This window comes from Thalassobacillus sp. CUG 92003, assembly GCF_013618635.1.
Lineage (GTDB): Bacteria > Bacillota > Bacilli > Bacillales > Halobacillaceae > CUG-92003.
On record NZ_JABLSJ010000001.1, the window covers coordinates 227,660 to 241,148 of the forward strand.

The following is a 13,489-nucleotide window of genomic DNA, read 5'->3' on the forward strand; positions in this document are numbered from 1 at the left end:
TTTATCAATAAGGATAGTAATACGGGTAATAGTAAGCATGATTTTGATGCTGGTAATACCTTTGGGAAGCATTAGGATGCTGCATGTTCATGTGCTGGCCCATCGTCTGGGAGGCGGCACATTCCTCGGTCGGACCGATAATAATGGTCTGATCATGCAACGGGGCGATAGCTTCTTGGAATTTTTCAGGATTTATGCAATACGTATGAGCAAACACTTCGACTGGCGTTTTAGTCAGCAGGTCAGAACCGAAGATGTATTCAGGATAAGGGGCGTCGAAAATGGCGAGCAAGTGCGTATTGTTTTGGCTTGCTTCTTCCCAGTGCCACCAGCCCTGCGGAATGTTCGCCACTTCGCCGGGCGTGATTGGGATATTGGTTACTTCGTTGGTGAACGGATTAATAAAAGAAACTACAGCCGATCCGCTTATACAGTACACCAGCTCTGAAGCATTTTGATGGTAATGGGGTTCGACCACATGCCCCTGGCTTAAGTAAATATCCAGCAATGACGTATTGCCGAGCGTATTTAAATTGTCCCTTCCCAGTCGATTAATATAGTTGTCTGCGTTCCGCGTGAACAATCGGTTCGTGTTGAGATCAAAAAAGTACTCTGCAACTGGGCCAGGACCGTTCATGTATGAGTTAACCATAACTATTCATCTCCATCTCATGAAAAGAATTACCAATTCATCTTATGATGGAGAGGGAGGGTTGTGACACTTGCCTATGTGTGAAGTGAATGAACAGGGGATTTAGGCTGCCACATTATCGATATCTGAAAGGTAGGAGGACAACCTATCTTTTTTTCACGATTGTCCCCCCTGTAATTAAAATAAAAAAAATCGCGACCACATAGATGATTAAATAATCTATGTTTAGCATACTTATTGCAGCTACATATTCGACACATCCACCGTTTCGCCCTTGTTTATTTTTCTGTTTCTTATGAGTTCCGCAATGCTAAATCCAACTATGCTACCTGCTAAGGCAACCCATGGAATTTGACCGACCAGTAATCCAATTATGATATTAACGACTGACAGAGCGAGAACAACCCTTATAAAATGACTTTTCACTTTTAAAGATCCCCTTTCGTTAAAGTTCTCCAATTCAAGGTTCGTTATGTAAATAAATGTATGATAAGGTTTAATATGGTTTTGATAATAACATAGTTAAAATACATTGGGGGACAAGAATGAGACGCAGGTTGTTTCATATTCTCAACATAATCGTTCTAATTCTTATGACAGTATTTAATTTTTTTGCCTGGTTTGGAAATGCGATGAGTCAAGTTTCGTTTGCCGGAATTGATTTCTCAATAATGACTTCTTATATATGGTGGGGACTTTTTTATTTCATCCAATTTCAAAAGAAAAATACGTATTGGGGATCTATTTGGTTTGCCCTTTCACTCGTTGTTCTCTGGTATTGACTATTTGGCGGGGGTTCTTCCGTTTATTATTGGTTGATCGACTAGCAAGTTCCTGCCACAACCACACATGCTCCGAGCCCCGCCATAACTACGAGCCCAAAATAGAGCTTTATAAGCCAATCTGTATTAAATACAAGCCAACCCGGGAGCGGATCAATCCCGGCACTCACACTTGGCTTTCGCACTAGAGCATTACAGGCGAAACTGGTGAGAATACGAGCCAACATCACCTGAATACAAGCCCAATCAGAGAGAGTTTAAGCTAGCAGCAGGTTGAGCCATCTGTTATGTGCCGGTTTAGGAGACATTCATGCCGAATGAGAGCATCACCAAGCCACTTTCCAGCATGACCGCGCCAATAGCTGGATTTTTCATGCCAAATTCGGATGTTAATAATCCTGAGCATATTTACGGGCTAAAACGATGCGCTTTCAAGCCAATCTGTACCAAATATAAGCCAACCCGGGAGTGTATCAAGCCAGGACCTGACACTTGGCCTTCGAACTAAAGCATTACAGGCGAAACTGGTGAGAATACGAGCCAACATCACCTGAATACAAGCCCAATCAGAGCAGATATAATCCAGCAGCAGCCAGCAAGCCTGTTTACATGCCAATCTACGAAACATTCATGCCGAAACCGCTCAGCACCGAGCCACCGCACAGCCTCACCACGCCACTACTTAAATTTTTCCGGCCAAATCAACACATTTACATTCCCCACCCTAGTTACGAGCCAACCCAAACCATTTATAATCCCTCCCGCCTCAAATACAGTCCACCAAACCCTCATCAAAAGGAAAAATCCCACCGAGGTGGGATTTAACAAGCATTTACATATACCAGACTTCGTTGTTCGTGGAGGATATGGCGACCGCACCAGCCTGGAGGGCGGTGACGACGTCGTCTTTTTCGCAGACGAGGCCGCTTGCGATGATGGGGGTGTCGATTTTATCTTTGACCCAGCCGATGGCTTTGGACATGCCGCCGGGCAGGATTTCGATGAAGTGGGGGTTGGAGTTGGCGATTTGTTTGTCGATGCTGTGGAAGGAGAAGGAGTCGACGACGAAAAAGCGGTGGATGGTGTAGAAGCCGTAGTTCCGGGCGGCGTGGACCATTTGGGCTTTTGTGCTGATGATGCCGTCGGCGTTGGTGCTTTCTTTTAAGAATTCCAGGGCGATTTCCTGGTTAGAGGTTCCTTCCAGCAGGTCGACGTGGACGAAAGCGAATTTGCCGGCTGCTTTAATGCGGTCGACGATTTTGCCGACGTTGATGATGTTGCTATTCAGGATGAAGATGATGGTGCATTCGGTTTGAATGGCTTCTTCCAAACCATCGTTGTCTTTTACGGCGGCAATGACCGGGTTTTGTTCCAGGGTCTGGATGACGGTTTCTCTCATGATTATCTCCTCATTTAGTTGGATTTCTATGGTCATTATATAGAATGCAACGGGAAAATGAAAGATTGCCGGTTTATAGACTGCGAGAGTGAGCCCCTTTTTGAGGGGGGAGTTGACAGGTTCATGGCTAGCCCTATATACTGTGAACTAATATAAGTTACTAGAGCCGAGAGAAAAGTAACTTCCCATGGGGGAGGTATGCTTTTCTCTCTTTTTTTTGGCTCTAAAATTGCTCATGGGTAGTAACAGAAGGGATTGTGACAGTGGCATATGAGTATGACCGATTTCAACATGGATTTCTTTTCATTAAAAGGTCAGACCGCTCTCGTAACGGGTGGGAACTCCGGCCTGGGGCAGGCGTTTTCCTTAGCATTGGCGAAGGCTGGAGCGAATATTTTCATTCCGAGTCTTGCCGAGGACGATGGCACGACCCGGGAGCTGATTGAACAGGAAGGCGTCCAAATGGAATTTATGAAAGTGGATATGACGGAATCTGGAGCGCCGAAACGGATCATCGAAGCGTGTACGGAGGCGTTCGGCTCAGTTGATATTGTCGTGAACAGTGCGGGGTTGAATAAAGTAGCCAGTTTTGAGGAGTTTGACAAAGAAAAGTGGGATCCGATGATTCACGTCAACTTGACGGCTGCTTTTGAGATCAGCCATGAAGCGGCTAAGCAGATGATCCCGCAGCGGCATGGCAAAATTATCAACATTTGCTCGATGTTTTCGTTCCATGGCGGCCAGGGATCTCCGGCCTATGCGGCGACGAAGCACGGCTTAGCTGGATTGACGAAAGCTTATTGCGATGAGCTGGCCCAGTACAACATTCAAGTCAATGGGCTCGCGCCTGGGTATTATGCGACGGACCTTACCAAAGGCACGCGGCAGGATCCGAAAGCGAACGAAAAGGTGATTGATCATACGCCTGCTGGTCGCTGGGGAGAACCACAGGATTTAATGGGTGCGACCGTATTTCTTGCCAGTCCGGCTTCCAACTATGTGAACGGCCACATTTTAGCTGTGGATGGCGGCTACCTCGTCAGGTAAACCATCGGAAAGGAGGGTGTTAACGGTATGCGTAATAAATATGTGATTGGTATCGACGAAGGGTCGCAAAGCGCGAAGATTGTGATTTTCGACCTGGAAGGAAACGTTGTCAGCGAAGGTACCGAGGCTTTGCGGCCTGTCAGCATGCCCGAACCAGGACACGTGGAGCATCCGGACGATGATTTGTGGGATGCGATTGTCGAGGCCAGTCAAAAGGCCTTAACCAATTTTCCGGGCAACAAATCGGACATCATCGGCATCGGATTGTGTACGATTCGATTTTGCCGGTGCGTACTTAAGGAAGATGGCACACTCGTTTCACCGGCGATGAGCTGGATGGATAAGCGAGTGTCCAAGCCTTATGAACCGACCCATCCGGAGGCAGCTTATGTAACCACATCATCCGGTTATATCACGCATCGCCTGACAGGGGAATTCCGAGATACGGCGGCCAACTACCAGGGGATGTGGCCCATAGATACGGAGATGTGGGATTGGAGCGAGGATGAAGAAGTCTTTGATAATTACAACATCCCACGTGAGCGCCTGTTTACGCTGCAAAATCCGGGCACGGTCCTCGGGCACGTTACGGGAACGGCGGCGGAACAAACGGGCCTTCCTGCGGGTCTGCCTGTCGTTGCCACAGCCAACGATAAAGCGGTGGAGGCGTTGGGCGCGGGCATCCTTTCAGGAGATACAGCGCTGATTTCGTTGGGGACGTATATTGCCGGAATGGTCCATGGGCGCGAAAACCCGCAGGAGAGTACGTATTTTTGGTCCAATTTTGCGGCCATCCCTGGTGAATATTTGCATGAGAGTAACGGCATTCGTCGCGGGATGTGGACGGTCAGCTGGTTCAAGGAGATGTTTGGAGATGAATTGAACAAACAGGCGCAAGCACGCGCCCTGTCGTCTGAGGATCTGTTGAATGAAGAAGCGGCTGATACAGTTCCAGCCGGGAGCGACGGGTTGATGACGGTCCTCGATTGGCTCCCGCCAGCAGATGCGCCTTATAAAAAAGGGATGATGATTGGCTTTGACGGGCGGCATACGCGTGCCCATATCTATCATTCCATATTAGAGGCGATCGCCTTGACGATGAAGTCGAATGTCGAGGCGATGTGTGAAGAGAAAGATATGGAGCTGAAGAACCTCGTTATCTCAGGAGGCGGGTCGAACGGCGATCTGATGATGCAGCTATTTGCCGATGCATTCGGTCTGCCGGCTAAGCGGAATACCGTCAACGGGGCTGCCAGCTTAGGGGCTGCGATCAATACCGTAGTAGCGCTTGGCGAATATGACAGCTATGAAGAAGCAACCCGGCACATGGTTAAGGTGCGCGACACATTTACACCGGACCCAGACAAGCAAGCTTTCTACAATCGCTTCAATGACGAGGTTTATCAACAGATCACCACATATACGGACGGCCTCTTGCAAAAAGCGTCCGCCTTTTTCAATGACTAACTTACAAAGGGGTTTTATTCAATGGCATTAACGCGCGAACAGATTGTCAACGATGTACAAGCGATGCTTCCTCAGGAGCAGATTATTACTGATGAAGCTGTATTGAAAGAAAACAGTGCGGACCGGTTCAGAAAATTTGAAACGATCCACGATATATACACCCAGCCGCTTCCGGCTGCGGTGGTGAAGGTGACGAGCGCTGAGGAAATATCGCGCCTGCTGCAGTATATGAACGACCATAACATCAATGCTGTCCCGCGGACCGGGGGATCAGCGACTGAAGGCGGCCTGGAAACAGCCGTGGAAAACTCGCTCGTCATTGACGGCTCGCCGATGAATGACATCGTCAGCATTGATTCCTATGACATGCTGGCCACAGTGAAATGCGGCGTACCTTTAGAGGATTTGGAAACGGAATTGCGAAAACAAGGGCTGACGACAGGACACTCCCCTCAATCGAAACCGCTGGCTCAAATGGGCGGGCTCGTGGCGACCCGAAGCATTGGCCAGCTCTCCACGTTATATGGCGGCATCGAGGATATGGTCGTCGGTGTTGAAGCCGTGTTTCCGAATGGAGAGATCACGAAAATCAAGAACATCCCGCGACGGGCAGCCGGACCGGATATCCGCCACGTCATCATCGGAAATGAAGGCGCGCTTTGCTACATTACCGAGGTCACGGTCAAAGTGTTTCAATACCAGCCTGAGCACAATCAGTACTATGGCTACGTCCTCGATAACATGAAAACCGGCTTCGACATTTTACGTGAGGTGATGGTGCAAGGCTACCGTCCTTCTGTCGCGCGTCTCTATGACCCGGAAGACGCGGCTGATCATTTCGATTTTTCCCAAGGCAAATGCGTGCTGATTTTCATGGCAGAAGGTCCGCAGCGGATTGCCGAAGCCACCGGGCAAGCGATCGAAGCTATCGTCGCGCAGTACAGTGAAAGCGAGCGCGTGGAAAGCCGGCTGATCCAGGAATGGTTTGAAAATCTGAACTGGGATCCGTCCAAAGTGGAGGAAGAACGCCAAGCGATCAAAGATTCCAATAACATCGGCTTCACGACGGAAGTGTCCGGATCATGGAGCGTCATTCATGATATTTATGAACGCTGCATCACACGCATTCGCGAAGAGATCCCGCACATCACGATGCTCGGCGGCCATTCGTCGCACAGTTACTTGAATGGCACCAACATGTATTTCGTATACTATTACGATCTCGTTGATATTAAACCAGAAGAAGAAATCACGGCCTATCACTATCCGATCAACAAGATCATCGTCGAAGAAACAATCAAAGCCGGGGGTTCGATGGTCCATCACCACGGTGTCGGCAAGCATAGAACGCCGTGGATCAAGGATGAATACGGTTCGTCGTACTACATCCTGGAAACATTGAAAAAAGCGTTCGATCCAAAATGCATTATGAACAAAGGAACCATTTTTCCAACAGACGATTAATCCAACATCAGCGTAGGGGCCAGGGCTTAGCTTAGCCCGGTCGCACCTGCCTGATCATCACGTTATGAAAGCGATTTTTTTGAGGAGGAAAAAAGTGAACTTTTTAAAAGACAATGCGATTCGCCCGCTGGTTTTCTTACCGGCGTTCATCTTACTATTGATTACCATTATCCTGAATTTTGTTAGCTATGAGTGGTTTTTAGACGTAACGACGACCGCTACGACGTTCATGACCAATGACATGGGCTGGATCTTCAGCATCGCCGGCGTCGTATGTGTAATTTTAATCATATTTGCGTATTTTTCCCCGCTGGGAGACGTCAGAATCGGCGGACCAGACGCCAAACCGTTGCTGCGCAAGAAAACATGGTTCGCGGTCACCTTGACGACCACGATCGCAGCCGGCATCTTATTTTGGGGAACAGCCGAACCGATTTCCCACCTGACGAGCCCGCCTGAATCATTGGGGATCGAACCCATGTCAGCTGAAGCTGCGCTATTTGCCATGGAAACCCTATACCTGCACTGGACATTCATTCCGTATGCCTTCTATTCCGTCCCTGCCATCGTATTTGCATTTGCCTACTATAATATGAATCGTTCGTTCAGTGTCGGCACGCAAATATCGCCAGCCTTTAAAAACTACAACCAAGACAAACTGAACGTGATCGTCGACGCGGTCATTTTATTCGCCGTATCAGCGGCCATCTCATCATCATTCGGAACATCCGTCATGAACATGGGAGGAGGCATCAATTCCCTGCTCGGAATCGATAACGGCCGCGCACTCTGGGTCGTCATCACCATCGTAGGGACCATCGCGTTTATCATCTCCTCCAGTACCGGGCTGTTACGAGGCATCCGCGTCCTAGCCGACTTTAACATCTATATCTATTACATTATCATCGCAGCCCTGATCATATTAGGTCCGACCGTATACATGTTCAGCGTCGGTACCGAAAGCTTCGGCGGCTTTCTTTCTCACTTCTTTGAAAAAGCCCTATTTACCGGCGGAGCAGCCGGCGACACGTGGGCCAGCGGCTGGACCACATTTTACTGGTCAAACTGGATGGCCTGGGCACCCGTTACCGCCGTCTTCCTGGCCAGAATCGCCTACGGCTACAAAGTAAAAGAAGTCATCATGATGAACTTTGTCATCCCCGGCTTTTTCAGCGTGCTCTGGATGACCGTCCTCGGCGGCTCAGCCATCAACTTCCAAATGACCGGAAAAGTTGACATCGCCGGCATCATCGACTCCCAGGGCACAGGAGCCGCAGCCTATGCCGTTCTAGAACAACTGCCATTCTCAAGCATACTCATCGCCCTGTACCTACTGGCCGTCATGCTCTCATTCATCACCGCCACCGACTCCACCACGAACGCCATGGCCAGTATCAGTACCAAAGGCATCACCCAGGGCGCACAGGAAGCACCTGTCTTGATCAAAATTACCTGGGGTGTCATCGTCGGAGCCGTCGCCCTCATCTTCATCGCAACGCTCGATGTCGAAGGGATCAAAACCCTATCGTATCTTGGCGGCTTTCCCGCCCTGTTCCTGGGGATATTCAGTATCCTTTCGCTGATCTTCATTATGCGGAACCCTAGTAAATTTGACCGCTATCCTCAGGATAAATAGATTACATGTAAAAATCCCACTTCGGTGGGATTTTTATGTTGGGGAGGGGAGGTTGGACTTGAAGTGTGAGCTTGACTGATATATCGGGATTTGGACCGATATCTGGAGCGTTGTGACCGATATACGAGAGGTTTGACTGATATGTGGTGGCTAGACCGATAAATGGCGGGGTGGACCGATAAGAGTGCGAGTTAGACTAATATATCGGGATTTGGACCGATATCTAGAGCGTTGTGACCGATATACGAGAAATTAGACTGATATGTGGTGGTTAGACTGATAAAAGGCGGGTTGGACCGATAAGAGTGCGAGTTAGACTGATATATTAGGATTTAGACCGATATCTGAGTAAGTTAGACTGATATATTTAGAGGTAACATCGAAGGAGGAGATTTTCCAGCCAAATGAGAGGCCTCCACCATCATTTCTCCTCAACAATGCAAGCAAAGCAAGTCAAGATCTAACCAAATGAAAAATCCCACGGCCGTGGGATTTCCTTATTGAACTTCGATTGGTTTGCAATCTGACATGCTAGGTTTACGAGCCGAACATACTGCTATTCGAGCCAAACCTTAAGTATTCATGCCGGACATCGGGAGTGAGCAAGAGCCCCACTGGATTGCAAGCCGAAACGTGAGCATTATGCGCCAAACTGAGAAGATTACAATCCAAGCAACTAGATTTACAAGCCAAACTAGGTTCAGCTCCCACCTTACATGCCAGTTTCTCAACATTTCGAGCCGAATCAGCCCTGCACCGATCCAAATTACCGCTACACCATGCCGAATCGGGCCTGCTACATGCCAGATTCAGCATGTTATATTCCTCCACCCATTTACATTTCAAGAACCATCAAATATAGGCTAAGCCACCACCGAAATATGCCAGCTCCCCCACAATATAAGCCGGCCCTCCCAGCCCAGCTATTGCCTGAACCTATCCAAATGGAAAATCCCACGGCCGTGGGATTTTCTTATTGAACTTTGATTAGTTTGCAATCCACCATGCTAGATTTACGAGCCGAACATCCCGCTATTCATGCCAAACCTCAACAAATCCATGCCGACCCTCGAAAGATAGCAAAAACCCCGCTGGCTTACAAGCTGAAACGTGAGCATTACGCCCCGAAGTGAGAGAATTACAATCCAAGTAACTAGATTTACAAGCCAAACTAGGTTCAGCTCCCACCTTACATGCCAGTTTCTCAATATTTCGAGCCGAATCAGCCCTGCACCGATCCAAATCAGTACAGCACCATCCCGGTTACTAGATTTTATAAGCCGAAATGAGAGATTTACATGCCTCACCACATTTACAATCCAAAAAGAACCGTAATACATTCCAAACCAGCACAAAATCAAGCCAGATCACTCCCAATATAATTCGCCCGCCCAATCCCCGCCCTGCTCCATCCCACAAAAACCGCATCACATAATGAAAAAATTCCACAATCGTGGAATTTTGAAAGTCTATCAAACCAGTCAATTTGGTAGATCTCACAAACAACAGGCTTTAATTTCAGAGGATATAACGAATAAATGTGTCGGATTTTCAGGTATGATGAATTTACACTATTTTCTGAATATTCTATGAAAAATCATGAGGGGGAGAAGTCGTGAGGTTTAAATCATTTATTTTAGTCATGATTGCGTTGCTGTTTGTTGTGGCTGGCTGCACGGATCCGACGGAGAGTACAGATTCTGGAGGCGATGATAGTGGAGATCAGGAAGCGGGCGATGGCGGGACGTTGACGATTTCGGATTTATCTGAGGCTCAGAGTCTGGACCCTCATATGGTAACGGATGCGGCGTCGATGCGCTATATTGAAAATATGTATAGTACGATGTTCCGTTATGTTGCGGGTGAATATGGTGAGGTTGAAGGGGAGTTGGTTGAAGATTATGAGCTCTCTGAAGATGAGACAACCTATACGTTTACGCTGCATGAGGGTGTGACGTTCCATAACGGGGATGCGTTGACGTCAGAGGATGTGAAATATTCGTTTGAACGGATGATGGAGGATGGTGTCAGAAAGGATCAGTTTTCGGCGGTAGAATCGATTGAGACGCCTTCTGAAACCGAAGTCGTTGTGAACTTGGAACAGCCGATTGCTCCGTTTTTGACGTTTCTTGCTTATCCGATGAATGCGATTGTGAATCAGACGGTTGTAGAGGAAAATGGCGGAGAATTGGATAGTGTCGATGCGGGCAGTGGTCCTTTTGAATTGAATGAATGGACGAAGGACCAGGAGATGGTGCTGGATAAATTTGATGATTACTTCAAAGAAGGCAAGCCTCATCTTGATCAAGTGGTGTGGCGTGCCATTCCTGATGAAACGGCACGGACGACAGCGATCCGTAATGGTGAAATTGATATCATCTTGCAAGCGCAGCCGAAGAATGTGGAGCGGCTTGAGCAAGCGGAAGGTGTCAATGTCGAAGAGGTGCTCGGGACGTATTGGGAATATGTCGGGTTTAATGTGGAAGATGACGTCATGGAAAATAAACAGGTGCGTCAAGCGATTGCGTGGGCAGTCGATCGGGATGCCATTAATGAGACCGTGAAGTTTGGACAAGCTGTGCCGCTGCGTGGCGGCAACATTCCCGAAAATCATTGGGCTCACATGGAGGAAGAGGTTTATCCGGAACGGGATCTTGATAAAGCCCGCGAGCTGCTTGAAGAAGCAGGCTATGGCGATGGCCTGGAGCTGTCGATGAAAGTGAGCAACAACCAATCCCAGATTGATGCGGCTCAAATGATCAAGCAGCAGCTTAAAGAGGTTGGGATTGAGCTCGAAGTTGTGTCCCAGGAAAACAGTGTCTTTTTTGAACAGTTAGGCAGCGGGGATTTCCAATCGACGGTCGTCGGCTGGGTCGGGTTTGTTGATCCGGATGAGTATTTGTACAACATATTCCATACGGAAGGCATGTACAATCAGCAAAATTACTCGAATCCGGAAGTCGATCAATTGCTCGAACAGGGGCGTAAAGAGATGGATCAGGAAAAACGAAAAGAAATCTATGCAGAAGCTCAAAAAATCATTGCTGAAGATGCGCCGATGGTGTTCTTGTATGCGAATCCGCAAATATCAGCCATCCGTGATCGTGTCGAAGGCTTCAACGTCGATCCAACGGTTACCACGATTTCTTTAGAAAATACGAAAGTAGCACAGTAATGTTGGAAAAAGCGACCTTTAATCTCTCATGGGTCGCTTTCTCTTTCGATTGAAAGGAGAGAGGACTCGGATGATTGCCTACATTATTAAACGTCTGCTGATATCGATTCCTGTGCTGTTTGGCATTTCTGTGCTGGTTTTTTTCATGGTGCGGTTAGTACCCGGGGACACCGTAACCGCCATGCTGGGCAACAGTTATACGCCGGAGCAGGCTGAGGCCTTGCGGGCCAAATATGGCCTGGATGAACCTCTGATTACGCAGTATGCATTGTGGCTGAAAAATGTCGTGCAAGGGGACTTCGGGTATTCTCAGTTCACGAATACACCAGTGCTGGAAGCTATCCTGGCCCGTTTACCGATTACGATTGAATTAGCGACGCTCAGTGTCCTCATTGCCATCATCATCGCGATTCCATTAGGGACGATTGCGGCGATCAGACGAAATAGCAAGTTTGATTATGGCGCGAGCCTGTTTGGGATGCTGGGGATTTCGATTCCGAATTTCTGGTTGGGTACTTTGATGATTCTTTTCCTATCATTGTATGCAGGCCTTTTTCCCTCAGGTGGATTTGTTGGACTGGCAGAAAGTGTCTGGGGCAACTTGCAGAGTATGATTTTGCCGGCTATTGCGCTTGGAACGGCTGTTGCGGCGGTAGCCATGCGGATGACACGCTCGTCTATGTTGGAAGTGACGAATCAGGATTATATTAAAATGGCGCGCGCCAAAGGGGTCTCGAATTCACGACTCATCATCAAGCATGCGTTGAAGAATGCGCTCGTGCCTGTTGTGACCGTGCTTGGTATTCAAACGGGCTACTTATTGGGCGGTTCGGTTGTCGTGGAACAGATCTTTGGACTCCCGGGAGTGGGGCAGCTTGCCTTACAAGCGATCACCAACCGCGATTATGCTCTGCTTCAAGGGACGATACTGTTTATTGGAAGCGCCTTCGTCATCATCAATCTCATTGTCGATATCGTGTACGGGTTTTTGAATCCGCAGATAAGGTACTAAGGAGGTAGGAAGCATGAACGATATATGGTATCAATTTAAGAAAAATAAAATCGCCATGTTCGGCCTAATCATGATCAGCATCTTCATCCTATCGGCTATCGTGGCGCCGATTCTTGCCCCTTATGATCCGTACAAAATGTCGGGCGGCGAGTCCTTGGCAGGTCCGAGTCTGGCTCATTGGCTAGGAACCGATCAATTTGGCCGTGACATTCTCAGCCGGATCATTTACGGGACCCGGATTTCATTGCAAGTCGGCATCATTTCTGTCGGGATTTCGCTCGTCGCCGGAACGATCATCGGCGTGGTGGCGGCCTATTATGGCAAATGGGTGGATCACGTGTTATCGCGCTTGACGGATGTGATGTTCTCATTTCCGGATATCCTGCTTGCCTTAGTGATCATGGCCATCTTAGGGCCGAGCTTGACCAACCTGATGATTGCGATAGGCATCGTCTATACGCCGATATTTGCGCGAATTGCACGCGGGTCGGTGCTTACGATCAAACATTCGCTCTACATTGATGCGGCGAAGTCGATGGGCATCAGCAATGTGAAAATCATGTGGAAGCATATTTTGCCTAATAGTATGGCCCCGCTGATTGTGCAAGTTACCTTGTCGTTCGCGTTTGCCATTCTTGCTGAAGCTGCTTTAAGCTTTCTCGGTTTGGGCGTCTCCCCGGATACACCGTCGTGGGGGATCATGCTGAGTGAGGGGAAAAACTGGATGGAATCCGCCTGGTGGATTGCAGTCTTTCCGGGGATTGCCATCACGATGGCGGTCTTTAGCTTTAATGTCATGGGGGACGGGCTGCGCGATGCCTTAGATCCGAAATTGAAAAATGAATCCTCCTGAAG

At 48.4% G+C, this 13,489-nt stretch carries 9 protein-coding genes; 7 read left to right on the top strand and 2 right to left on the bottom strand.

Annotated features, from left to right (window positions below; genetic code table 11):
• Positions 1 to 4: 4 nt before the first annotated feature.
• Positions 5 to 652: a cupin domain-containing protein gene (locus tag HOP45_RS01045; RefSeq protein ID WP_181346976.1), complete on the bottom strand. Its 648-nt coding sequence runs from the start codon at positions 650 to 652 to the stop codon at positions 5 to 7.
• Positions 653 to 2,266: 1,614 nt separating this feature from the next.
• A complete protein-coding gene (locus HOP45_RS01050; RefSeq protein ID WP_181346977.1) occupies positions 2,267 to 2,833 on the bottom strand; it encodes a glycerol-3-phosphate responsive antiterminator in 567 nt (188 codons plus the stop codon).
• A 270-nt stretch (positions 2,834 to 3,103) separates the two neighbouring features.
• Here HOP45_RS01050 and HOP45_RS01055 point away from each other — a divergent pair, with 270 nt between their 5' ends.
• From HOP45_RS01055 to HOP45_RS01085, 7 genes are all read left to right on the top strand, one after another.
• On the top strand, positions 3,104 to 3,880 hold the full coding sequence (locus HOP45_RS01055) for an SDR family oxidoreductase (RefSeq protein ID WP_219914432.1): 777 nt from the start codon (positions 3,104 to 3,106) through the stop codon (positions 3,878 to 3,880).
• 27 nt (positions 3,881 to 3,907) lie between these two features.
• Positions 3,908 to 5,347 carry an FGGY-family carbohydrate kinase gene (locus HOP45_RS01060; RefSeq protein WP_181346980.1) on the top strand — a complete coding sequence of 480 codons (1,440 nt, stop codon included), beginning with the start codon at positions 3,908 to 3,910 and terminating at the stop codon, positions 5,345 to 5,347.
• A 21-nt stretch (positions 5,348 to 5,368) separates the two neighbouring features.
• The gene (locus tag HOP45_RS01065; protein WP_181346981.1) at positions 5,369 to 6,811 is read left to right on the top strand and encodes an FAD-binding oxidoreductase; all 1,443 of its coding nucleotides are present in this window, start codon (positions 5,369 to 5,371) and stop codon (positions 6,809 to 6,811) included.
• 94 nt (positions 6,812 to 6,905) lie between these two features.
• On the top strand, positions 6,906 to 8,447 hold the full coding sequence (locus HOP45_RS01070; protein ID WP_370457923.1) for a BCCT family transporter: 1,542 nt from the start codon (positions 6,906 to 6,908) through the stop codon (positions 8,445 to 8,447).
• A 1,615-nt stretch (positions 8,448 to 10,062) separates the two neighbouring features.
• Complete coding sequence (locus HOP45_RS01075) at positions 10,063 to 11,622, top strand: ABC transporter substrate-binding protein (protein ID WP_181346985.1); 1,560 nt, start codon at positions 10,063 to 10,065, stop codon at positions 11,620 to 11,622.
• Between the two features lie 70 nt (positions 11,623 to 11,692).
• On the top strand, positions 11,693 to 12,634 hold the full coding sequence (locus HOP45_RS01080; protein ID WP_181346986.1) for an ABC transporter permease: 942 nt from the start codon (positions 11,693 to 11,695) through the stop codon (positions 12,632 to 12,634).
• Positions 12,635 to 12,647: 13 nt separating this feature from the next.
• A complete protein-coding gene (locus tag HOP45_RS01085) occupies positions 12,648 to 13,487 on the top strand; it encodes an ABC transporter permease (protein WP_181346988.1) in 840 nt (279 codons plus the stop codon).
• The last annotated feature ends 2 nt before the right edge of the window (positions 13,488 to 13,489 follow it).

What these genes read in the sequence shown, in the direction of transcription:
- HOP45_RS01045 (WP_181346976.1), bottom strand. Translation starts at nt 652, where the DNA reads ATGGTTAACTCATACATGAACGGTCCTGGCCCAGTTGCAGAGTACTTT.
- HOP45_RS01050 (WP_181346977.1), bottom strand. Translation starts at nt 2,833, where the DNA reads ATGAGAGAAACCGTCATCCAGACCCTGGAACAAAACCCGGTCATTGCC.
- HOP45_RS01055 (WP_219914432.1), top strand. Translation starts at nt 3,104, where the DNA reads ATGAGTATGACCGATTTCAACATGGATTTCTTTTCATTAAAAGGTCAG.
- HOP45_RS01060 (WP_181346980.1), top strand. Translation starts at nt 3,908, where the DNA reads ATGCGTAATAAATATGTGATTGGTATCGACGAAGGGTCGCAAAGCGCG.
- HOP45_RS01065 (WP_181346981.1), top strand. Translation starts at nt 5,369, where the DNA reads ATGGCATTAACGCGCGAACAGATTGTCAACGATGTACAAGCGATGCTT.
- HOP45_RS01080 (WP_181346986.1), top strand. Translation starts at nt 11,693, where the DNA reads ATGATTGCCTACATTATTAAACGTCTGCTGATATCGATTCCTGTGCTG.
- HOP45_RS01085 (WP_181346988.1), top strand. Translation starts at nt 12,648, where the DNA reads ATGAACGATATATGGTATCAATTTAAGAAAAATAAAATCGCCATGTTC.